Source organism: Pantoea sp. SGAir0215, from assembly GCF_043543215.1.
The window spans coordinates 4,255,146-4,276,287 of the sequence record NZ_CP028031.1; the positions used below are offsets into that span (position 1 = coordinate 4,255,146).

The window sequence follows — 21,142 nt, forward strand, 5'->3', positions numbered from 1 at the left end:
GGGGCCGGTGATGCGGTTATTCTTGTGCGAAAAACCCTCCCAGGGCCGCGACCTGGCCGGGGTACTGGGCGCGACCCGCCGGGGTGACGGTTTTATGACGGGTAACGGCGTGACGGTCACCTGGGCGGTCGGTCATCTGCTGGAGACCGCGCCCCCAGAGATCTATGGCCAGCAGTACGGCAAGCCCTGGTCGCTGTCTGCGCTGCCAATCCTCCCTTCAGCGTGGCAGGTTGTCGTTAAAAAGGACACTCAGGATCAGTTCAAAGTCATTGAGAAACTGCTCAGGGTGGCAGATGAAGTGGTGATTGCCACCGACGCCGATCGCGAAGGTGAAGTCATCGCCCGCGAACTGCTGGACTACTGCGGCTGGGAGGGGAAAATTCTACGCCTGTGGTTCTCGGCCCTGGACGAGCTCAGCGTCTGGGCTGCTCTGAGCGACCTGCGTCCGGGACAGGCTTCGGTCGGGATGTACCATGCCGGGCTGGGTCGTTCACGCGCGGACTGGCTGGTCGGCATGAACCTGTCCCGGCTGTATACCCTCCGGGCTGCCGAAGCAGGTTTTGAGGGCGTGGTCTCAGTCGGTCGGGTACAGACGCCCACGCTGGCACTGGTTGTTCGTCGGGACCGTGAGATTGCCGCTTTCATGCCGAAGCCCTACTGGCAGGTTAAGGCAACGCTCAGCGCCTCAGGTGTCAGTTTTCAGGCGTCATGGGTGCCGGCCGCCGTCTATGCGGATGAGGAAAAGCGCTGTATTCACCAGAATATTGCTCAGCAGGTGGCGCAGCTCTGCCGTCAGGCGGGTGTCGCTACGGTGACGGAGTACGAAACAAAACGCGAGAAAGAGCCCGCCCCGCTGGCTTTTTCACTGGGAACGTTGCAGCGGGCCTGCGGCAAGATGTGGAATATGTCGCCACAGCAGGTGCTGGACACTGCTCAGAGCCTGTATGAAAAGCATAAGGCCACAACCTATCCCCGCACAGACTGCGGCTGGCTGCCGGAATCAATGCGGGAAGAAATCCCGGCCGTGTTTGATGCCATGGCGCGGACTGACCCCTCACCTGAGTTCGCATCCCTGCTTTCACAGCTGGACAGAGGATTTGTTTCCCGTATCTGGAACGATAAAAAAATCACGGCGCACCACGGCATTATCCCCACACGCAATGCCGTTCAGCTGTCCACCCTGACTGAGAATGAGCGTCAGGTTTACCTGCTTATCCGCCGCAACTACCTTGCCCAGTTCCTGCCACTCAGTGAATCGGACGCAACGCGTATTTCCTTTGATATCGGTGGCCAGCTGTTCCGCACGACTGGCCGCACTGAAGTCTTAAAGGGCTGGAAACTGCTGTTTACAAAGGATGAAGAGGATAAGAAAGTTAATGACGAAGAGAGCGCAGGAGCCCTTCCACCGCTCAGCAAAGGGTCACAGTGCGGCGTTACTGGCGCAGACGTTAAACAGCTGATGACCCAGCCGCCTGCGCACTACAGCTTTGACACGCTGATTGGTGCCATGATGAACGCCGCTGCTTATGTCACGGACCTTCAGCTGCGTAAAATCCTCAAAGAAAACGCCGGGCTCGGCACTGAAGCAACGCGGGCTGGCATCATCGAGCAACTGCTGAGCCGCCGTTTCATCACACTGAAAGGCAGCAAACTGCTGGCAACAGACCTGGGGGCGGACGTCATTGATGCCCTGCCAGCGCAGCTGACCGACCCGGGTATGACTGCGCTCTGGGAGCAGGCGCTTGATGAAGTGGCTGCCGGCCGTATGAACCTGAACGACTTTCTGCAGCGTCAGACCGCCTGGACCTCGACGCTGGTTAGCCAGGGAATGCAGCAGCGCATCAGCATCCGGGTGCCGCCTTCGCCTCCGTGCCCGCTCTGCGGCAACAAAACTGCCCTTCGCAGGAGCCCTAAAGGAGAATTCCGCAGTTGTACGCGCTACCCGGAATGCAAAGGCATCATCAGTCTGGATTCAGGCAGGCGTAAAAGCCCCGCCCGCGCTAAGTCGCCAAAAACAAAAAAGAATTAACCCGTCTTATCCGATTGCGGGCGGGTAGCGCCTTTGTTATTGTGACGCCGGCTCTGAAGCCGCACCCCGTGACTGCGGGCTCCGTCAGCATCTAATGCATGTGTTGCCGGAGTACAGTCTGACCGCCCACGCACACACCTGAGCGTGAGACGGTAAGGCACGAAAACTCCGTGAAACCCGTGCCGGGCGCTGAACACGCCAGCGGAGCAACTGCCTCAGGCAGGTTAACAAAAGGTCGATGGTGCAGACCCCGATGGCGGTGCCGAGAGGTGCCGCTTTTTATTATCCGCGCACTGATGAATTTTTATACGCGGCCAGATTGACAAGCGCCGCGTGTACGTGAAAGATAAAGAGGCTAAACGTTGTCCTTCCGACAACTGCCAATGTTCCGGTGATTTGAGAGGAACGCCTTCGGGTAATCACATGCCAATGCCATCACAACCTGAGAGATGGCGCTTTCGGGCGGTTTAAACCTGTTTAACCTTTGCAAACAGGTGCCTTTTAAGGTCAAGGTCCACTTCACTAATACAGCCTGTCGGCAGTTATCTGCTGACCCCCTGCGGGAAACTCTCTCCCGCACGGGACTGATGTTTCTCCGCGCCCTGTTTCGTTTTACTCCGGAGATAACATCATGACTGCAACTGCAAACACCCCTGCTTCAAACAACACTGCTTCTGCTGGCTCTGCCACTACCGGCAACAACCAGAAAGAGTATTTCAACCTGAACGTCAGTGGTATCGGCTACCTCAGTTCGATTCGTCGACTGCAGGGCGCTAATGGTGAGTTTACCTGTGCCGTAATCAATGCCCTGACCGGTCCGACTGACAATGCTTCCTATACCCGCTTCGACATTACCGTTGCAGGTAAAGAGCAGACCTCCCTCATCAACCGCTGTCAGAAAGCCGTTGATGAAGAGGAAAAAGTTTTGATTGGATTTGTACTCAGTGGCCTTAAAGCCGATGTGTTTACCCTGCAAAGCGGTGAGCACGCCGGTGAATCACGTCCCTCCCTGAAGGCTCGCCTGATAAAGGTCGAGTTCATCAAAAAGGGGCAGGACATTGTTTACAAGGCTCCTAACGCTTCCCAGACGCCAGAAACCGGTCCGGCCACTCAAAAGGCTTACGATCCGGAATCTTTCTAAGCGTCACGGACACACCGCCGGAACACATCCCGGCGGGTGTGTTCCTCTCAACCCCATTTCTAAGAGGAATTCATTATGTCCGCACGCGGCGTCAACAAAGTTATCCTGGTCGGCAACCTCGGTCAGGACCCTGATGTTCGTTACATGCCAAACGGCACTGCAGTGACCAGTCTTTCTCTGGCCACCTCAGAAACCTGGCGTGACAAACAGACCGGTGAAAACCGGGAAAAAACCGAATGGCATCGTGTCGTTCTGTTTGGAAAGCTGGCTGAAATTGCCGGTGAATACCTGCGTAAGGGTTCACAGGTCTATATCGAAGGCAAACTAAGAACACGGGAATGGCAGGATAGCGAAGGTACTAAACGCTATACGACCGAAATCGTGGTTGATGTAAACGGAACAATGCAGATGCTGGGCGGGGCTAAAAGCAGCACCAACACCAGTGGAAACAATAAGCCGTCAGGCCAGCAGAGCGGATGGGGTCAGCCACAACAGCCTCAGCCTTCTCAGGCACAACAGACGGCTCCGAGTAATCCGGCGAACGAGCCGCCAATGGACTTTGACGATGACATACCGTTCCTCGGACACGGCTATGGCGTCTGCCGTAAGGCCATTTACGCAATTTCGTAAAGGATTCATTAGGTTACACCCTCGCGGCGCCAGTTTTTTCTGGCGCTTTTTTATTCTATAATGATATTCATAAATCAGGAATGTCACTGGAGATCAACCATGAATACACGATATGAAGCCGATGTTGTTGCCTGGGCACAGGAGCAGGCGGCTTTACTGCGTGCGGGTCGTTTCTCTGAGATTGATATTGCTAATATCGCCGAGGAGATCGAAGACGTGGGCAAAAGCGAAAAGCGTGAATTAGCCAGTCGTATGGCGGTTCTGCTTGCACATCTTCTCAAATGGAAGTTCCAGTCTGGACGCCGAGGATCAAGCTGGCAACGTACCATCAAAGAGCAGCGTAAAGCTCTGGCGTTGCATATAAAAGGTACGCCGAGTCTGAAAGTGGCACTGGCCGATCCAGACTGGATTGCGACCGTCTGGGCCGATGCTGTCTCTTCTGCCGCTCAGGAAACGCAACTTGATGTGTTTCCTGAAGACTGTATCTGGGATATGGGGCAGATCCTGTCTCTGGAGTTCTATCCGGAATAAAACTGCCGCTGTTTCGTCACGGATCAACACAGCCAGCTTATGCTGGCTTTTTATCATCTTTGATAAGAGAATGTGGTAGATCAAGTTAACGCAGCAAGTTCGTTACTATCGCCATTGTAATTATATCTTATTGAAATCAATAAGATGCAAGATCATTGCTTTAGCCATTAAGATTATATAGATTGATGTTTAAGGAAAAGTTCAAGTGCCCCCCTCTGGAGAACTCACCTGAGCATTAGTGTTAATTTTCATCCATAACAAGGAAACAGAATGGAAGAGCGTGTTTATCATTTTAATGAGTCAACTTCTGGTTTTGATATCATTGAGAAATTAGTCGAAATAATTAGCTCCTGTGATTTAGAAGACTCTACTCTTAGTTATTTATTAAGTTGTGGCTCAGAAGTGGTTTTAAATTCCATGCAACATGGTTACCCTGACACTTACAGATCAAAAGAGAAAAATATCTTTTCTTTATATGTTAATTATGATGATGACGCTCTTGAACTTGTTCTATTAGATTATGGTGCTACCATACCGGTTACAATATTAAATAAACTGCCTGCTTTAGCCACAACTCAGCAAGATGATCAAATTTTGAATATGGCTATGGCTGGTGAACTTGATTTAGGGGGATTCAGAGGGAAGGGACTACCCTCGTTGCTAGGGGCGCTTGAAAATGAAAATATATTAAACTTAAAGATACATTCTGGAATTGCATATTTTGAGGCAAATTCAGCGGGCAAGATCCTTTTTCAAAAGAAGAACGATTTAGTAAAAGGGACGAAAGTTACCTTCAAAGTCACCAGCAAAAATTTTCACGACGAGCCAGAAGCAAAATCAATCACTCTCGTTCTTTCAAAGACACTTAGATCAATTCCTTTTGGGCGTTATAAATCAGATAGTTCGTCCAGCGGTCAACATTTGAGAGAAGACCATCTTGTACCAGCTCTTGAAAAATATGATTTAGTAAACCTTGAATTAGACGGGCCCTCTACTTGCGGGTCATCTTTCCTTGAAGAAGCTTTCGGTGGTTTAGTCCGTGAAAACGGTTATGATATAGATGTGCTCTTATCAAAATTAAACATCATAAGTGATAAACCTTTTTTGACCGAACAAGCCATTAGATATATTAAAGGTGCGAAATAATGGATTATGAAAAAATAGCTATTGCTGTTACATCAGCTTTAATTGGCGGCTTGGTGGTTATATTTACAAACTGGTGGCGTACAAGATATACAGTGAAAGCACAGGACTTTTCTAAAAGAGTCGAAGAGGTACTAAAAAAAATAGAATCCTTAGAAGAAATGTCTTGCTCTTACTGGTCGTCAACTAACAAAGAAAACAAAGAAATTACAGAGGCAAAAATATTGGGAAGGCAAGGTCAGGTTGGAATGCTCATCAACCATCTCGCCAAGGAGTATAAGATTCACCCACTAAATAAGATTGAAGAAAAATATTTGGATCTATGTGATGCTTGTACGGGGGCGGAATTTAATAGCGCGGGACTAAACAAAGCTAAAATACCCGCATATATACAGAAAGTATTAGATCACTCAGAAAAGCTAAAAATTGAGTTATTCGAATCGCGAACAAAAAAGTATTAGCTCGCTACCTAAATGAAAACACTGCCAGGTCACAAAACTTGTTTTTGGGGCTTGCGGTGTTCCCACGTGGTGATATTCAGTGGAGTCATATTGCTGCGAAAAAAAATCTCCCACGGACGGTTAAGTCATTTACACATTTCGTAAGATAAGTTCTTTGCGTAGAGCATCAATCCATTTGTCCGCTAACCCCTTTTATGAAAGCGCAAGCTGTAAATTATCGCTTCTTTCTCTCAATGCCCGCCCCGAGTTTTTTTGTTAGATTCCCGGTCAGAGTTTTGAATTGTCCGGTTTTACGCCACAGCCAGAATAGCAATCCTGATTAAGACTATTCCTGGGGTGGAACCTGATGGCAGTACCTTCCGGACAGGCCGGTAAACGTGCCGGCATCATTGCCTGCACTGTGATGCTGGCAGGCTGTGTGAATGCAGCCGCGACAGACAACGCATCGGTGTATTCCCGCAGCCGCACACCGGCCCGGTTTGATGATATCTACCGCAACCGCTCGCCTGAGGTGGTGCGCTACGATCGCTATACCCTGGTCAGCACCCGCCCTGCCGATGCGCAGCTGGACCCGCTGAATCAGGTTGTCGATATCACTATGCCGGCGCAGCTGGTCAGCACGGTCGGTGAAGGATTCCGCTATCTGCTGCTGGAGTCAGGCTATTCACTGTGTTCAGCAACGACCGCTGCGTTTTCTGAACTGCTCAGCCGTCCGCTGCCCGCCGTTCAGCGCACCATCGGCCCGCTGAAGCTCAGTGAAGCACTTCAGGTTGTCGCGGGTCCCGCCTGGCGTCTGAAGGTGGACGAAGTAAACCGCGAAGTCTGCTTCGAGCTCCGCGACCAGTACCGCAGCTTTTCAGCGCCGGCTGCCAGCCTTCCGGCCATTCACCCTGCGGTCAGCGCCCCGGTCACCAGGCCATACGCAGCTCCGGTTGTGCAGACTAAAGCCGTATCAGTACAGACGCCTGCATCCGGGCTTGCCAGAAACCCCTTCACCGGCGATGTGGTCACGCCCTCAGGGCTCAGACCGCAGAGCCTCAGCGTACCCTCGCCGGTACTGCAGCAGAGTCAGTCGTCAGTAACCTCAGGCAATTTATCGGCCTCTTCACAGAAGCCGGCCTCTTTAGCTTCAGCGGGAACCGCAGCTGCTGCGCGCACCACGGCACAGCAGAATCGAACCGTCATTACTCCGACAGCCGTCAAAACCAAAACAGTACCCCTGACTACAGTGAATGCCGCACCAAAAGCCTCTGCCGTCGTGCATCAGCAGCCGTCCACGGCTGTCACACCGGCACCCGCTGCGGACAGCCGCATCGTACCCACTTATTCGACGGGCACGCCGGTAACGCCGCCTGCCACGGGTCAGACCTGGCGGGCTGAGCCGGGCACCACCCTTAAAGAAGCGCTCACCGCCTGGACGGCAAAAGCGCCCTGCGCCAATGGCGGCAACTGGGTCCTCATCTGGCCCGTCACGCTGGATTACCGCATCGATGCCCCTCTGGTGTTTCACGGCAATTTCGAGTCGGTTCTGGTGCAGGTATTTGACCTGTACCGCCACGCTGAAAAGCCGTTGTTTGCCGAAGCAAACCGCATTCAGTGCCTGGTGTCCGTCAGCGACACACCCACGCCCGGAGGGCGGTGAGATGGGTTTTGCCCTGCCGGTTATCGCGCTGGCCATGTTCTTCTTGCTGATGGCCAGTGACGCCCAGCGCCGTAATTCTGACGTTGTCACGCAGTCAGTGACCGTGGCCGCGCCCGCCCGGCTTGCCACCGACATGCTGCGAACGGCAGATGCGGTAAACGACTGGCGGCATGGCCGCTCAGTGGGTGACGGCCCCGTTTCGCCGGCGGCGACCGGCATGATGCCGCCCCCTGATGAGCGGATTCAGAGCGTCATCCAGAACGGCAGGCTGTGGGTCTGGGTCGCTGACACGCCGGGGGTTTATGCCGCGCTCCGTAATCAGTCAGCGAGTTCTGCGCTGGCGCTGACCGTTTCCGGGGGCCGGCTGCGTATGTATGACGGCACCGATATGAATCTTTCCCTTCCGTCCGGCGTGACGGAGGGGAGCATTGTTTACCTTAACTGAGGAGCAGCAGATGTCGCGCACCCCATTAAAACTGACGCTGCTGGCCGCTGCGGTGATGTTGTCTTCGTGCTCAGTCAGAGACGTCTCAACCATCGAAAAAGAGAATAATTCGCAGGCTGACACAACCCAGCGTGTGCTTAAGAGTCGCCAGGAGATTACTCAGCCGGCTGTGGTGTGGTCGGATAAACCATGGGTCAATCTCAGACCTATACAGCCTGTAATATCGGCACCTGACGGCGTAAAACTGCCGCCCTGTCCGGTATTTCTGAATAACCCCGAAGGGCTGACGCTGCCGCAGATAGCGAGCCGCATTAACGCCATCTGTGGATTCCGGGTTTACATCTCGCCGGAGGTGTCCGCTGCGCTGCTGCAAACACCGGGTGGCGGCATCGTCACTTCCCAGATGAATGGCCGCCTTCCTGCGCCGGACGACAATGGTCGCGTTCCGCTGGCACAGATGGGAATGTCAGCGCAGCCGGCGGCCATGTCGTCGTCTGAGCCTCTTCTCTTCCAGGGAACACGCTTTCAGGGCGATGCGCAGGAGGCGCTTAACATCGCGGCGAGCACGCTGGGTCTGTCCGTAAGGCGCTCAGCAGGCCGCGTAGATTTTTATATTCAGGACACGCGCACCTTCCAGCTCGCCATCCTCAATACCAAAGTCAACAGCTCCGCATCGATAACGTCCGGTGCAGGTACACAACTGGGTTCAGAAGGCGGCACCGGCGGCACTAAAGGCGAGGTGAGTTCAAATCAGAAAACGGACTACGGCATGAACAGTGACCTGTACAACGATATCCGCAAAACTGTTGAGCAGATCCTGACGCCGAAAAGCGGTCGCTACTGGCTGTCCGACGCCACGGGCACGCTCAGCGTGACTGACACTCCGGAGGTGCTGGACCGGGTCGGTCGCTACATCGATTACCAGAATAAAGTTCTGAGCCGGCAGGTCCAGCTTAACGTGCAGATTGTCCGGGTTACCCAGACCAGTAATGTCGACAGAGGCCTGGACTGGGGCCTTATTGTGAAAAGCGTTACCGGCTTTGGCGCAACACTTGGCAGCACATTTGCCGGCGCACCATCCAATGCCGGCAGCGCCGGTATTTCCATCCTGGATACTGCAAGCGGCGGTGCAGCGAAGTTTTCCGGTTCGCAGTTGATGCTGAAGGCACTGGCTCAGCAGGGCACCGTCACCATGGCGCTTAACCAGACCGACCCGACCGCCAACCTGACACCGGTGGCCTACCAGCTTTCAAAAAGCACCGGACTGCTGAACAGTTCTACCTCGACGGCCGTTGCCAACGTGGGCGTCACGTCAACCCAGACCGTCTCAAGTATCACAACCGGCCTCTTTATGACCATGCTTCCGTTCGTTCAGGAGAACGGGGATATTCAGCTGCAGTTCGCCTTCAGCTATACCACCCCGCCTGACGTAACACAATTCATCAGTAAGGACGGCAATACCCGTAACGACGTGGCCAACACGGCAACCGAAGGGCTTGCCCGCAAGGTCAACCTGCGAGCCGGCCAGACGCTGGTGCTGACCGGTTCTGAACAGCAGAACGCCTCTTCTAATAAACAGGGAACGTTCACGCCTGACAACTTTATCCTGGGCGGCGGTCAGAGCGGTGCGAAAAGCCGCTCCACGCTCGTCATTATGGTTACGCCGGTTTTGCTGGGGCAATAACGATGAAAATCAAAATGAAAGCATCACTTCATCTCAACAACGGCGTAACTGTCAGGGACAGAAAGAACCGCCGGGAATGGGTTGCCGGTGTGGAGTGGGAAAAGGCTTCTTCAGGCATTCAGTGGCTCCGACACGGCGTCAGGGCAGCGGATACGCATTACCGGATTCAGGGGAGTCGCCCGCATACCCTGGTGGGTAACGTTTCGCCGGGCCGGACCCGCAGTGGCGTGTATTCACTGGCCGTGGCGTTTCAGCTCTGCGAAGGCGGCAATGCCTGGGGTATATACCGTCTGAGCAGTGAGCAGGAATGCTGGGTGTTTTTTGCGGTCAGCAACGGTCACCTGTCCGTTATGGGCGACGTGACCGGCACCCGGGCTGACGTGGAGGCAGCGGCTGAAAACTTCCTGCTTTTCAATGATTCAGGTGAAATCCGCTGCGCCGCCAGGGCTGAAGACGGCACCGATGCGCTTTCCTTCACGTCGCGCCTGACCAGAACGCAGCTCAGACGCTGCCGCCTACACCGACGCGTGGCCCCGGCCGCGCTCGCGCTTCCTTCTTTACTGCTCATTACACTGCTGGGCACCGGCTGGTATGCCCGCGACACCCTCAGCGAACGGGCGAGACAGGCCGCCGATGAAGCCGCTTTCCGCGCACGGCTTGCCATGACGCCGGCAAAACCTGTGCTGCCGGCCTCAGCGCCGCATCCCTGGGCGCATCAGTTGCCGGTGCCTGTGATGCTCAGCTTCTGCTGGCTGACGCGTGAACCGCTGTACGCCTCTGTTGCCGGCTGGCGCGTTTCAGATGCGGAATGCATTCCGAAGGGCATCCGCCTTCGCTACACCGCCACGCCGGGCGCCACGGTGAGCGATTTTGCCAGACGTGTCAAAGAGTTGTTTGGTCTTGATGCGGTCTTCAACCTTCAGGAAGGCGGTAAAAACGGAGATGTATTTATCCCTGCCAGGGTTACTCCTGAGCTGTTTGAAGACGAAAAGCTGCCTGGTGCTGAGGCGCTTCTGATGCGCTTCATCTCTCACCTGCAGCGGCGAAACATTGATGTGAAGTTTGATGAAGTTAAGCCGCCTGTTCTCGCCCCCGGGCAGGAAATGAAAACAGCACCGCAGGACTGGCGGGAATTCACCTTCATCATCAACTCCCGCCTGCAGCCCGAGCTGCTGTTTCAGGGGCTGGATGCGACGGGGATTCGTCTGACGAGCGTGGCCATCACTATGAACGAGCAGGCGAAGTTCAATTACACCATTAAGGGGAGCGTTTATGCGCAGAAATAGCCCTGCCGTTATCTGTCTGCTGCTGTCATGGACGCTGATGCATCACGCTCAGGCAGCAGACAGCGGCTCTCTTCCGCCCAACGTCACCCTGGGCGAGCTGGAATCCGCTCAGGCACAAAACCTGCTGCTTGAGCAGAGGGTACAGACGGCGCGACTGCAGCAGCAGCTGCGTGAGAGCCAGGCGCCTGTCACCTCTGCGCCAGCGCTGTCAGCCGTCGTTCCGCCACTCTCCTCTTATCCGCAGGCGGGGCAGATGCCGTCATCATCCTCACAGGTAAAAGAGAGCAGCTCAGCAGCTCCTAAGTCTGCCGGCATCCGGCTGGTCGAGATTTACGGTAAGCCCGGCCAGCTCCGTGCCCGCCTGCTGTTGCCGAGCGGTGGTATCGCTGAAGTGGTCAAAGGCGACCCCGTCCCCGGTACGTCTAAGCGCGTGACGGCCGTAACCGAAACGCTTGTGCGTCTCAGTGACGACACCGAACTTTCATTCTGAGGTAAAGATGATAACGGCTAAGGAAATCGCAGACTTTGTGTTCGCCGAGCACCACCCTGTTCAGGGCGTGACGCTGCTTATCGATAAAAACCGCCGCCAGGACCCGGCCATTCAGCGCTGGGCGATGGACTCGGCGAAACAGTATCCGGGCGCCAGAACCGAATTTGTTTCGCTCAGTGAGCTGAACCAGCGTCGTGAAAGCACCGCCGCACTGGGCCCGGGCGTGACGGAGGATGACCTGAGCACAAAGGACGTCAGCCGTTCACAGGATAAAGTGCTGAGCTATTTCCGCCTGGCGAACGAACTGAATGCGTCAGATATTCATCTGGAAATCAGCGCCGACCGCAAGCTTACCGTCATTCAGCTGCGCATCCACGGTGAGCTTGAGGTGATTGACGAGCTCACCGACGAGGAAGGAACGACGCTGGCATCCACTGTGTATATTTCCATGTGCGACGTGCGCGAACAGTCATTTGTCGCGGGGCGCGAGCAGTCGGGACGCGTCAGTTCGAAATTTGCGCGTCAGGCCGGCCTTTTTGGGGCGCGTTACGAACACCGCCCCACGCCTGACGGCCTCTACCTGGTCATGCGCATGATCCCCGATGACAGCAAAAACATTCCCACACTGCCGCAGTTGGGTTTTCTTGCTGAGCAGATCAAAATCATCACGCAGATTCTTCGCCTGCCGTCTGGCATGGTGCTGGTGACCGGGCCGACCGGGGCCGGAAAAAGCGCCACCCTTCGCGTGTTAAGCGATATCTGGCTGACGCTTACCGGCGGTAAAAAGCGCCTGCTGACGCTGGAAAACCCGCCGGAAGGCCTTATCCCCGGCGCAATCCAGACGCCGGTTATGCCCGATGACAACACGCCGGAAGCCATCAGCCGGGCCTGGAATAACGCTAACGCCTCGGCGTTGCGTCTCGATCCCGACGCCATCCTGAACGGTGAAATGCGTGACTTCTATTCCATTATGGCGGGCATTTACGGCACCGAAACGGGGCATATTTTCATGTCTACCCAGCACACGCTCAGCGCTATCGGCGCCCTGAGTCGCATGGAGCATTTTGGCATCAAGCGACAGCTGCTGGCCGATGCGTCCCTTATCACCGGGCTGATTGGTCAGCGTCTGGTGCCGGTGCTGTGTGACAACTGCAAAATCTCCTGGGCAGACAAATTGCCTGAGCTGGACAGCGATACCCGCGAGCGTCTGGAAAAATACTGCATCGTGAAGGGGGGCTGTCGTCCTGAGCAGCTTTTTTTCCGCAATAAGGAAGGCTGCGACCGCTGCCGCAAAGTCATCCCGGTCACGAAGCGCGTTGTCAGCAAAGGCATCACCGGCCGTACTGCCGTGGTGGAAGTCGTCCGCACTGACGCGATGATGATGCAGTTGTGGCTCACTCAGGGACCGGCCGTGGCCCGTCAGTACTGGGTGAACAAAGGCGGCATCACCCGCGTGATGCACCTGCTGCGCTACCTGGCTGAGGGGCGCGTTGACCCGCTTGAAGGTGACCTGGTCTGCCCACTGGACGAAGACGAGCTGATGCGCTGCGAGGTTCCCAATGTCGCGTAATCTGCGCTTTCGCACTGAGCGAGACTTATCCCTTTTTGAAAAATGCCGCTATCACGCCGTCAGGCTGACCTTCACCGGCTCACACCGGCAGGTCTTCTATGAAAACATGCGTTTTCTGCTGGAAAACAGAAAGCATCTTGAGACCTCGCTGAAAATGATTGGCGAGGTGCACACCAGTTTCGGTGAGAAATGGCATCCCTTCCTTGAACTTACCGAAGACTGCCTTGAGGGGCTCCGGGATAACTCGCCAGGCCGGACTCTGGCGGATGTGCTGGCGGTATGGGTGCCCTACGAAGAGGCCGCGCTGATCAGTGCCGGTATGAAGACGGGCAATATTCCCGTTGCCCTGATGCAGGCAGACAAACTCATCAATGCCCGTGAGCAGATCTTCGGTCAGGTCGTGTTTGCATCGGTTTACCCGCTGGTTCTGCTCGTGCTGGGCGGCGGTCTGCTCGGGGTCAATAACCAGTCCCTCGTCCCGATGCTGAGCAGAATGTCTGATCCGGCCAGCTGGACCGGGGCACTCGGGTTCATGAAGGGGCTTTCTGACTGGACAGAACAGTGGGGACCTGCAGCGGCATTCTCCGGTGCTGCTCTGGTTGTGGCCAGCCTGTGGTCCCTTCCCCGGTGGCGCGGCAGAATTCGTCGTCTTGCTGACAGCATTATGCCCTGGTCTCTCTATAAAGATTTGCAGGGTGCGGTCTTTCTGATGAACACCGGTGCCCTTCTTGGGGCCGGAGTGCATGAGCTTGAAGCCATGCAACTGCTGCACAGCTTCGCGCCGCCCTGGCTGCAGGAGCGCCTTGATGCGGCGATGGACGAGATGAGTGAAGGCAACTCACTCGGTATGGCGCTGCGCAAAAGTGGTTACGACTTCCCTAGCCGCGAGGCCGTGAACTACCTGTCACTGCTTGACGACGGAGACGGTGCCGCTGAGCTTATCAGCAACTATGCCGACCGCTGGCTGACACAGACCCTCAGGCGGGTGGCCCGCAGGGCTAATGTAACCCGTCTTTTATCCATGCTTCTGATTATGGGGTTCTTCGCGCTGATCATCATGATGGTCATGCAGATCCAGGACTCCGGCTCACTTAACCTTCACTGAGGACGCACCATGTCTTTTTTAAACAATACTGCAGGAAAGCACCCTGATCGGGGCTGGGGATTTATGGAACAGGGTGCCATCGGCCTTCTTTATGCCATTGTCATCACAGTGGTTTTGGGGGGCGTCTGGAAGCTGTTCACTGCCAAAGACGCCACAACGGAGGTGTCCAGCCTGCAGACTATGATGAGCAACGGGACGGCACTAAAAGGACCTAACGGCTATGACTTCAGCAGCGGCGCCTCTATGACTGGCTTCCTGATCCAGAAAGGCGGCGCACCGTCCGGCTTTACCGTGCACGGCACAGCCTCATCCGGCACCGCGACGCTCACCAACAGCTATGGTGGACAGGTGGTCATGGCGCCGGTGGCAAACAGTAATGGTTATAACAATGGATTCTCAGTGACGACCCAGAGCGTGACGCAGGCCGGCTGCATTGACATTGCCACCCGCATGGCTTCTGCAGGCTCCTCCAGCTCAATGGCCATCAACAGTACCGATTTCAGCAGCGGTCAGGTGAGCTCTGAGGCGATCGGTCAGGCCTGTACCGCAGACAGCGGCCGGACCGGCAATAACACACTGGTCTTCACGCACAACGGCTGATGTCATGCCTCGTACTGTGCTAATCGTGTTGATGCTAATAGTTCTGTTCTGCGCCCGCGCGCACGCGTTTTGTTTTGACGCAGCGGGCGCGAAATACCACATCGACCCGCTTCTGATTCAGGCGATAGCAACCGGTGAGAGCAGCCTGCACGCGGGTATTACACATATAAATCGTGATGCGCGCACAGGGCGGGCACTCAGCACGGATTACGGACTGATGCAGGTGAACTCAACCCATATTCCGTCGCTTATCGCAAAGGGCTTTATCAGCAGCCCGCAGGATCTGCTGACAAAACCCTGCCTCAACGTGCAGATAGGCACCTGGATTCTGGCCACCCATTTTCAGGTCTGTGGCATCAGCTGGAACTGCCTGGGTTCGTACAACGCAGGATTTCGAAAAGACCGGCACGAAACCCGCGAGTCCTACGCCAACCGCGTGTATGCCATTTATAAAAAACTGCTGTTAAAAGAGCGGGGAATAAAACTGTGACACTGCTGACCCTGAGTATGCCCTGGCAGTTCGCTGCGGGCCTTTTTCCATTGTTTCTTCTTTTGCTGTGTCTGATGGCCGCCCGCGTTCGCACAGACCTGAAATTGTCTTTGTACCCTTCAGTCACTGTTGATCAGGATGTCACCGAATTGGCTGTGTGCTGGTTGTTTGCAACGGCCGCGACCCTGACCATGCTCTCCCCCCTGTCAGCGCGACTGCCGGCTTTCTTTTTTATCCTGTTCCTGTTCAGGCTGACCCTGACCGATGCACTCACCGGACTGCTGCCACGTTCCGTGACGGTCAAGTGCCTGATTGCCGGTCTGATGGCTTCGCTCTGGCAGCCGCTGACAGGTGCCTCTGTATCCGCTCTGTCAGCGCTGCTTTCACACATTGTGGCGGCGACCACCATGCTGGTCGTTACCGGCGGTCTGCGCCACCTCAGCCTGCTCAAGGGCGGCAGAGAAAATCCGGCAATGGGTGACGTGTGGATGAGTGGCGCCGTCTGCGCCTGGCTGGGGTTCAGCGGTTATCATGCCGTCGGCATCGGCGTCCTGCTTTTTGCGCTGTGGCAGTTACAGTCACGCCGCGCTTCAGAGGGCGGCCCCTTAGGCCCCTGGCTGGCAGCAGGCGCTGTAATGGTGACGCTCTTTCAGCTCTATCAGCCCCTTATTACCTGGTGAACATCATGCCAACACAAAAATATCCCGATCGTGGCTGGGCTCTTCTCAGCACGGGTGCTGCGCTTATCGTTCTGGTTTTTATCAGCGTCTGGGGGAGTTCACTGATTCAGGACTGGAACGCAAGACAGAACTGGCTCAGAAGCGCCACGCAGGCATCACGTTTTACCCAGGCCGTGAAAAGCTATACGGGCCGCTATTACGATACGCTGCTGTCGACCGCGCCGGTTAGCGTGACGCCGGCCATGTTGAAAAACACGGGATTTCTGGAGCCGGGATTTACAGAAACCAACGACTACGGCCAGCAGTACCTGGCCTCTGTGGTGCGCAATGCGTCGCAGAATAACCAGCTGCAGGCGCTGATTTACACGCAGAACGGCAGTCCGCTACCCTTTATGGCCATGGATCAGATTGCCGTCAGCATTAACTCAGGCATGGGCGGTTATATCAGCACATCGGGCACGGTGACCGGCGCCCGGGGTGGCTGGTCAGCCCCACTCCAGACCTTTAACGTCAGCACCACACCAGGCCATATCGCGGCACTTCTGACCACGGATGACCTGGGCGCCTCAAGGGCAGAGAGTGACCGGTTATACCGCTTTGCGGTGAACGGCAAACCGGACCTCAACACCATGCATACCAGCATCGATATGGGCGGAAATGACCTGAACAATACGGGCAATGTGAACGCGGCAAACGGCAATTTCAGCAGCAACGTCACGGCAAACGGCACCGTAACGGGTCAGGATGTGAATGCACGCGGCAACATGTCTGCCGGCAGCAACATCACGGCGAACGGCGATATCCGCAGTAACAGTGGCTGGCTTATCACCCGCGACGGCAAAGGCTGGCTCGATGAATCTCACGGCGGTGGTTTTTACATGTCGGATAACGACTGGGTGAGGGCCGTGAATAATAAAAACATTTATACCGGCGGTCAGATCAGGGGGAACTATCTCAGCTCAGAAGCCAACATTAATGTCGGGGGCCAGCTGGAGCTCAACCAGGTGAACAGTCCCGGTGCCTGGTGTCCCCGAAACGGGAACGTCAGTCGCGACTGGAGCGGTGCCCCGCTTTCCTGTCAGAACAACGTCTGGGTGGGGGTGAAATCAAACGGCCAGTACGCTGACCTTGGGTATATCACGGGGCAGTATAATGGCTATAACGGTCAGCCCTATACCATTACCGTTTATGCTACGGGCGGCGCGTCAACCGTCCACAGACAAATTGGCGATGGTGACTGCTCCAATACTTATGACCTTGTCGGTTACGCGGGCGGAAAGTTTGTGGCGCAGGCGCACGATAACAATACGGGATGGGCAAAGGCGGGATTTATCAGCTTTCAGGTGCCGGCAAATACCAGCTACAGCATTGTTTCCAGTCCCCTGCCGGAATACGGGTGTTCACCGGGCGCCTTCAACGGCTTCATTTACCAGTGATGTCTCTATACATAACGGGCGTGCAATAAAAGACCGCCCTCTGGCGGTCTGAGTTTCATACTGCTGACCGGGATATCCGGGGTTGCTCTTCTCTGATGTGCTCGTCGGGTGTTTCAGCCGTGTCGGCTATACCCGAATGGCCGGTATAGCCGCTGCGGTGCCAGGGCAGCGGCTTTACATGCGGAATGTCTCTGGCCATTGCGGTGAAGGTGGCGAACATACACAGAGCTGCAAAACGGAATCCCGCTTTCATGTGTTTTCCTCCTCGCTGTTGAACAACCGGAGCTATCGTGCAAAAAATTCCGTAAAGCTGCGTCAGTCCTATTTAAATCTCCTGAGTAGCCTGTAACGGATTCATAAATCTTTGAAAGCGGCTGATGAGTTAATCATCGCCAGTGCTGCGTTAATTTTGCACCTTATGGCCGTTCTGCTGTGCAGCCATAAGGAATTCACCGATGTCACTTTCCCATGCCTCACCTGATGAACTGGTTGCCCCCGTATCGGGGGCCAGCGTCACAACAGATGAGCCCGTTGTTTCTTCGCCAGCCCCAGAAAAACGCCCGCCCGACCTACGGCGACGGTTGCGTCAGGGTGGTGCGGCTATTCTCGTTATCGCTCTCCTCGGCACCCTGACGGCTTCTGCGGTCCTGCTTGTACGTGTGTCGAACCTGACTATCCGGGTTAATACCCTGGATGCCGCTTTCCGCAGCGGCGAGATTGGCCAGCTGTCTTCGAACGTTACCATCATGCAGGAAAAGCTGAAAACGCTGGAAAAGCAGGTATCAGCGCTTGCACCCGTGCAGGACAAAATCACCTCGCTGTCGACTGAACAGATGAAACTCAGCACCCGCGTGAGTCAGCTCAGCGATGCCGGCCTCAGCGATCAGCAGTCTGTACAGCAGCTGCAGCAGCAGCTGGGGCAGCTCAGCCAGACGGTTCAGACGTCGGCTTCGGTCATTGAGGTGCTGAAACAGCAGGCCGTGGCGGCACCCAAAGCCCCTGAGCCTGAAAAGGCATCACCGCAGCCGTCTCAGAAGGCGGTTTCCTCGCCAAAAAAGGCTAAACGGTCAGTCCGGCACGCGGTGATGCCGGCTGCACCGTTTGAGCTGACCGGCATCGAACGTCGCGGAGGCCAGACCTTCGCCGTCGTCATTCCCCGTGGCGTCACCGTGATTTCCTCAATGCGCCTGCTCTCACCCGGGGACGGCTTTATGGGCTGGACCCTGCGTGCGCTTGAGGGCAACGCGGCGCTGTTCAGCGTTAACGGCAGTGCCGTTCGTCTTCAGGTTCAGTAAAAGGACAACTCATGAAAAAAACACTGACCGCAGTTCTCATCTTACTGCCTTTCTGGGCGCTGGCATCCACCGCGCAGACCCCGGCAGTGAACAGCCGTGTGGCACCGCTTCAGGAAAACACCTCTTCCAGTCTGAGCACTCAGCAGCAGGCCTGGCAGTGGGGGTTGTCTGACAGCGACTGGAGCCGTTATCAGACGCTGATGAAGGGCGAGCGCGGGATCATGTCACCGGGTCTGGACCCGCTTACGGCGCTCGGTGTGGAAACCGATAACAGCGCGGAACGTCGCCGCCTGGCTGAGTTGTGGGTAAAACACGAATATCAGCGAACCGAGAAGGAGCTGGCTTTTCAGCGTGACGTTAACGCGGCCTGGCTTCGCCTCTATCCGGAAACGCTGGCGGTAAACATGGGCGCCAACGCGGCCGGCATTGCGCACGACACGCAGGGTCGCCTGGCGCTGTTCCTGAAGGAGAACTGCTCACGCTGTGATGCGCGCCTTGCCGCCGTTCTGGCTGATAACCGCCCCGTCGACCTGTATCTGGTCGGCATCGACAGCGATGACGGCCTGCGGGCCTGGGCGGTTAAGCATAACATTCCGGTGGAAAAAGTCCGCAGCCGTCAGATAACGCTTAATCACGACAATGGCCTGTGGTTCAGGTACGGCATGGGGCAGATGCCGGTCATTCTGCAGCAGGGGGAGACCGGATGGCAGGTCGCGGCGTACTGAAACGGGCCGCTGCCGTGCTCTGCCTGGTGAGCTGCGCCAGCAGTGCGGCTGACAGAGGTCAGGTTATTCCGGATGCCTACCGGCAGATAGCGGCAGCAGAGCGAGTGCCGGCGGAGTCGCTGTATTCGCTGGCTATGGCGGAGAGCACCCGAAAAACCGCATGGGGTACAAAACCCTGGCCGTGGACCATCAACGTCGCCGGCCGGGGTTATCACTATGAAACGCGTGAAGCGGCCTTTACCGCGCTGCTGGGGTTCATGCAGCGCTGGCCACTGAAGAACATCGATGTCGGCGTGGCGCAGGTCAACCTGGGCTGGAACGGACATTTTTTTTCGACCTACCGCGACGCCTTTGACCCGTATCTCAACCTCCGTGCCGCCGCCCGCATACTGAGGGCCTGTTACGAAGCGCGTCCCGGCAGCTGGTTAAACGCGGCCGGCTGTTATCACCATCCGGCCGGCGGTAAAGAGGCGCAGACCTACATCGCTATCGTCCGCCGCAAGCTTGGCCAGATTGCCCCGGTGTCAACCGGTGCACAGTCTGTCACGCCGGTCGAGCTCGCCAGTAACACCCTTACCTGGATCGAACCGAAATGATGAAACGAAACTGCTTTATCCTTAATGCTCTGTTCAGCGCGTGCCTGCTCTCCGTTGTCACGGGGGCCAGCGCGGCGCTGGTTGTGGTCGGTGACCTGGGCGGTGAGCCCACAGCGCCGTACTTTGATGCTATCAACGCTGATAAAGATGCTGTTGCCGGTGCACCCTCCGTGCCTGCAGCACCGCCAGAGTCGCTGTCCATATCCGACATGCTGCCCGTCAGCACGCCGGAAATGAGCCCGGGGCCAGTAACCCCTCAGCCGCTTGCGCTTTCAGGCATGCCGCCGGTGTTTGTTGTGGGTGACGACAGCCTGTCCAGACAGTGGCTTTCACAGCATGCGGCAGCGCTCGGTCAGATGCATGCCACAGGCATGGTCGTGAGCGTGAAAGACGCGGCTGCTCTGAGCGCGCTTCGTGCGCTGGCGCCGTCCACTGAAATGGTGCCGGTCAGCGGCGGTGACCTTGCCCGCCGTCTGCACCTGGTTCATTACCCCGTGCTGATTACTGAAAAGGGGCTGTCACAGTGATTCCTGTGTCTGTTATTGCAGAGCTGATAAGGGCGAATCCTGTTCAGGTCGGGGTTGCTGTGGCGCTGGCCCTCGTTCTGGTGTGTCTGCTTTCGCCTTTCTGTCTCAGGAGCGCCAGCGATCGTCGACACCGCCGTTATCAGAAACGCGCCTCATCAGCACTCTCCCGCCTGCCACAGCTGCGTGACGACGCTGCCCGCATGGTCTGGCTGCGGAAAATGAATCCCTATGTGTTTGAGGAGATGTTGCTGACAGCATTATCCCGCCAGGGATTTCGTATCAAACGCAATGCCAGTTACAGCGGTGACGGCGGTATGGACGGTCAGGTCTGGATAGCCGGCCAGCGCTGGCTGATTCAGGCGAAGCGCTACGGCGCCACCATCAATGCACAGCACGTTGCCGCCTTCGGTCTGCTGGCCGTTCAGGAACAGTCCCGGGGACTGTTTATTCATACCGGTCGCACCGGCCTGAGCAGCCATGATGCTTTCAGGCGCTGCCCGTTAGTTATTCTCATCAGTGGCCAGCGCCTGCTTCAGCTGCTTGCCGGCGACAGGCGCTGGCTGGATTTTCATGACAACGTTCATTACCTGGAGCTGCAGTCTGGTTTCAGGGCCCCTTCATCCCGCCAATGAGGTC

Annotated in this window: 22 protein-coding genes; all 22 read left to right on the forward strand. The window is 56.1% G+C overall.

Annotated features, from left to right (window positions below; all coding sequences use genetic code 11):
• The first annotated feature begins 10 nt into the window (after positions 1-10).
• Positions 11-2,029: a DNA topoisomerase III gene (locus tag C1N64_RS19865; RefSeq protein WP_394515120.1), complete on the forward strand. Its 2,019-nt coding sequence runs from the start codon at positions 11-13 to the stop codon at positions 2,027-2,029.
• Positions 2,030-2,660: 631 nt separating this feature from the next.
• Entirely contained in the window at positions 2,661-3,170 is a 510-nt protein-coding gene (locus C1N64_RS19870; protein WP_162285959.1) for an STY4534 family ICE replication protein, read from the forward strand.
• 75 nt (positions 3,171-3,245) lie between these two features.
• Positions 3,246-3,800, forward strand: coding sequence for a single-stranded DNA-binding protein (locus tag C1N64_RS19875; protein ID WP_325992165.1), 555 nt, complete (start codon positions 3,246-3,248; stop codon positions 3,798-3,800).
• Positions 3,801-3,899: 99 nt separating this feature from the next.
• The gene (locus C1N64_RS19880) at positions 3,900-4,331 is read left to right on the forward strand and encodes a DUF29 domain-containing protein (RefSeq protein WP_375096915.1); all 432 of its coding nucleotides are present in this window, start codon (positions 3,900-3,902) and stop codon (positions 4,329-4,331) included.
• A gap of 270 nt (positions 4,332-4,601) precedes the next feature.
• Positions 4,602-5,477 (forward strand): STAS-like domain-containing protein, encoded by an 876-nt coding sequence (locus C1N64_RS19885; protein ID WP_394515121.1) that lies wholly within the window; start codon positions 4,602-4,604, stop codon positions 5,475-5,477.
• Positions 5,477-5,935, forward strand: coding sequence for a hypothetical protein (locus C1N64_RS19890; protein WP_375096917.1), 459 nt, complete (start codon positions 5,477-5,479; stop codon positions 5,933-5,935). The genes C1N64_RS19885 and C1N64_RS19890 overlap by 1 nt, the downstream gene beginning before the upstream one ends.
• Before the next feature lie 346 nt (positions 5,936-6,281).
• Positions 6,282-7,577, forward strand: coding sequence for a PFGI-1 class ICE element type IV pilus protein PilL2 (locus C1N64_RS19895; RefSeq protein WP_394515122.1), 1,296 nt, complete (start codon positions 6,282-6,284; stop codon positions 7,575-7,577).
• Between the two features lies 1 nt (position 7,578).
• Positions 7,579-8,022 carry a type IV pilus biogenesis protein PilM gene (pilM, locus tag C1N64_RS19900; RefSeq protein ID WP_394515123.1) on the forward strand — a complete coding sequence of 148 codons (444 nt, stop codon included), beginning with the start codon at positions 7,579-7,581 and terminating at the stop codon, positions 8,020-8,022.
• A 10-nt stretch (positions 8,023-8,032) separates the two neighbouring features.
• On the forward strand, positions 8,033-9,706 hold the full coding sequence (locus C1N64_RS19905; RefSeq protein ID WP_394515124.1) for a PilN family type IVB pilus formation outer membrane protein: 1,674 nt from the start codon (positions 8,033-8,035) through the stop codon (positions 9,704-9,706).
• A gap of 2 nt (positions 9,707-9,708) precedes the next feature.
• Positions 9,709-10,992 carry a type 4b pilus protein PilO2 gene (pilO2, locus tag C1N64_RS19910; protein ID WP_394515125.1) on the forward strand — a complete coding sequence of 428 codons (1,284 nt, stop codon included), beginning with the start codon at positions 9,709-9,711 and terminating at the stop codon, positions 10,990-10,992.
• The gene (gene pilP / locus C1N64_RS19915; RefSeq protein ID WP_325993149.1) at positions 10,979-11,482 is read left to right on the forward strand and encodes a type IV pilus biogenesis protein PilP; all 504 of its coding nucleotides are present in this window, start codon (positions 10,979-10,981) and stop codon (positions 11,480-11,482) included. The genes pilO2 and pilP overlap by 14 nt, the downstream gene beginning before the upstream one ends.
• A 7-nt stretch (positions 11,483-11,489) precedes the next feature.
• Positions 11,490-13,052 carry a GspE/PulE family protein gene (locus C1N64_RS19920; RefSeq protein WP_394515126.1) on the forward strand — a complete coding sequence of 521 codons (1,563 nt, stop codon included), beginning with the start codon at positions 11,490-11,492 and terminating at the stop codon, positions 13,050-13,052.
• Entirely contained in the window at positions 13,042-14,157 is a 1,116-nt protein-coding gene (locus C1N64_RS19925) for a type II secretion system F family protein (protein ID WP_394515127.1), read from the forward strand. Before C1N64_RS19920 ends, C1N64_RS19925 begins: the two co-directional genes overlap by 11 nt.
• A gap of 9 nt (positions 14,158-14,166) precedes the next feature.
• Positions 14,167-14,757, forward strand: a complete 591-nt coding sequence (locus C1N64_RS19930; protein ID WP_394515128.1) for a type 4 pilus major pilin — start codon at positions 14,167-14,169, stop codon at positions 14,755-14,757.
• Positions 14,758-14,761: 4 nt separating this feature from the next.
• Positions 14,762-15,247: a lytic transglycosylase domain-containing protein gene (locus C1N64_RS19935; RefSeq protein ID WP_325993146.1), complete on the forward strand. Its 486-nt coding sequence runs from the start codon at positions 14,762-14,764 to the stop codon at positions 15,245-15,247.
• Positions 15,244-15,927: an A24 family peptidase gene (locus tag C1N64_RS19940; protein ID WP_394515129.1), complete on the forward strand. Its 684-nt coding sequence runs from the start codon at positions 15,244-15,246 to the stop codon at positions 15,925-15,927. The genes C1N64_RS19935 and C1N64_RS19940 overlap by 4 nt, the downstream gene beginning before the upstream one ends.
• A gap of 5 nt (positions 15,928-15,932) precedes the next feature.
• Positions 15,933-17,363: a shufflon system plasmid conjugative transfer pilus tip adhesin PilV gene (gene pilV, locus C1N64_RS19945; protein ID WP_394515130.1), complete on the forward strand. Its 1,431-nt coding sequence runs from the start codon at positions 15,933-15,935 to the stop codon at positions 17,361-17,363.
• Between the two features lie 455 nt (positions 17,364-17,818).
• Positions 17,819-18,658 (forward strand): plasmid transfer protein, encoded by an 840-nt coding sequence (locus C1N64_RS19950; protein ID WP_394515131.1) that lies wholly within the window; start codon positions 17,819-17,821, stop codon positions 18,656-18,658.
• Between the two features lie 11 nt (positions 18,659-18,669).
• Positions 18,670-19,383, forward strand: a complete 714-nt coding sequence (locus C1N64_RS19955; protein WP_325993140.1) for a TIGR03759 family integrating conjugative element protein — start codon at positions 18,670-18,672, stop codon at positions 19,381-19,383.
• A complete protein-coding gene (locus tag C1N64_RS19960; protein ID WP_394515132.1) occupies positions 19,362-19,979 on the forward strand; it encodes a lysozyme family protein in 618 nt (205 codons plus the stop codon). The genes C1N64_RS19955 and C1N64_RS19960 overlap by 22 nt, the downstream gene beginning before the upstream one ends.
• Entirely contained in the window at positions 19,976-20,506 is a 531-nt protein-coding gene (locus C1N64_RS19965) for an integrating conjugative element protein (protein WP_325993137.1), read from the forward strand. Before C1N64_RS19960 ends, C1N64_RS19965 begins: the two co-directional genes overlap by 4 nt.
• Entirely contained in the window at positions 20,506-21,138 is a 633-nt protein-coding gene (locus C1N64_RS19970) for a restriction endonuclease (protein ID WP_325993176.1), read from the forward strand. The genes C1N64_RS19965 and C1N64_RS19970 overlap by 1 nt, the downstream gene beginning before the upstream one ends.
• Positions 21,139-21,142: the final 4 nt, after the last annotated feature.

Coding starts and splice junctions, on each gene's coding strand:
- C1N64_RS19930 (WP_394515128.1), top strand. CDS start 14,167: ATGTCTTTTTTAAACAATACTGCAGGAAAGCACCCTGATCGGGGCTGG.
- C1N64_RS19885 (WP_394515121.1), top strand. CDS start 4,602: ATGGAAGAGCGTGTTTATCATTTTAATGAGTCAACTTCTGGTTTTGAT.
- C1N64_RS19865 (WP_394515120.1), top strand. CDS start 11: ATGCGGTTATTCTTGTGCGAAAAACCCTCCCAGGGCCGCGACCTGGCC.
- C1N64_RS19905 (WP_394515124.1), top strand. CDS start 8,033: ATGTCGCGCACCCCATTAAAACTGACGCTGCTGGCCGCTGCGGTGATG.
- C1N64_RS19935 (WP_325993146.1), top strand. CDS start 14,762: ATGCCTCGTACTGTGCTAATCGTGTTGATGCTAATAGTTCTGTTCTGC.
- pilP (WP_325993149.1), top strand. CDS start 10,979: ATGCGCAGAAATAGCCCTGCCGTTATCTGTCTGCTGCTGTCATGGACG.
- pilO2 (WP_394515125.1), top strand. CDS start 9,709: ATGAAAATCAAAATGAAAGCATCACTTCATCTCAACAACGGCGTAACT.
- C1N64_RS19965 (WP_325993137.1), top strand. CDS start 19,976: ATGATGAAACGAAACTGCTTTATCCTTAATGCTCTGTTCAGCGCGTGC.
- C1N64_RS19950 (WP_394515131.1), top strand. CDS start 17,819: ATGTCACTTTCCCATGCCTCACCTGATGAACTGGTTGCCCCCGTATCG.
- pilM (WP_394515123.1), top strand. CDS start 7,579: ATGGGTTTTGCCCTGCCGGTTATCGCGCTGGCCATGTTCTTCTTGCTG.
- C1N64_RS19870 (WP_162285959.1), top strand. CDS start 2,661: ATGACTGCAACTGCAAACACCCCTGCTTCAAACAACACTGCTTCTGCT.
- C1N64_RS19880 (WP_375096915.1), top strand. CDS start 3,900: ATGAATACACGATATGAAGCCGATGTTGTTGCCTGGGCACAGGAGCAG.
- pilV (WP_394515130.1), top strand. CDS start 15,933: ATGCCAACACAAAAATATCCCGATCGTGGCTGGGCTCTTCTCAGCACG.
- C1N64_RS19920 (WP_394515126.1), top strand. CDS start 11,490: ATGATAACGGCTAAGGAAATCGCAGACTTTGTGTTCGCCGAGCACCAC.
- C1N64_RS19925 (WP_394515127.1), top strand. CDS start 13,042: ATGTCGCGTAATCTGCGCTTTCGCACTGAGCGAGACTTATCCCTTTTT.
- C1N64_RS19875 (WP_325992165.1), top strand. CDS start 3,246: ATGTCCGCACGCGGCGTCAACAAAGTTATCCTGGTCGGCAACCTCGGT.
- C1N64_RS19955 (WP_325993140.1), top strand. CDS start 18,670: ATGAAAAAAACACTGACCGCAGTTCTCATCTTACTGCCTTTCTGGGCG.
- C1N64_RS19890 (WP_375096917.1), top strand. CDS start 5,477: ATGGATTATGAAAAAATAGCTATTGCTGTTACATCAGCTTTAATTGGC.
- C1N64_RS19960 (WP_394515132.1), top strand. CDS start 19,362: ATGGCAGGTCGCGGCGTACTGAAACGGGCCGCTGCCGTGCTCTGCCTG.
- C1N64_RS19895 (WP_394515122.1), top strand. CDS start 6,282: ATGGCAGTACCTTCCGGACAGGCCGGTAAACGTGCCGGCATCATTGCC.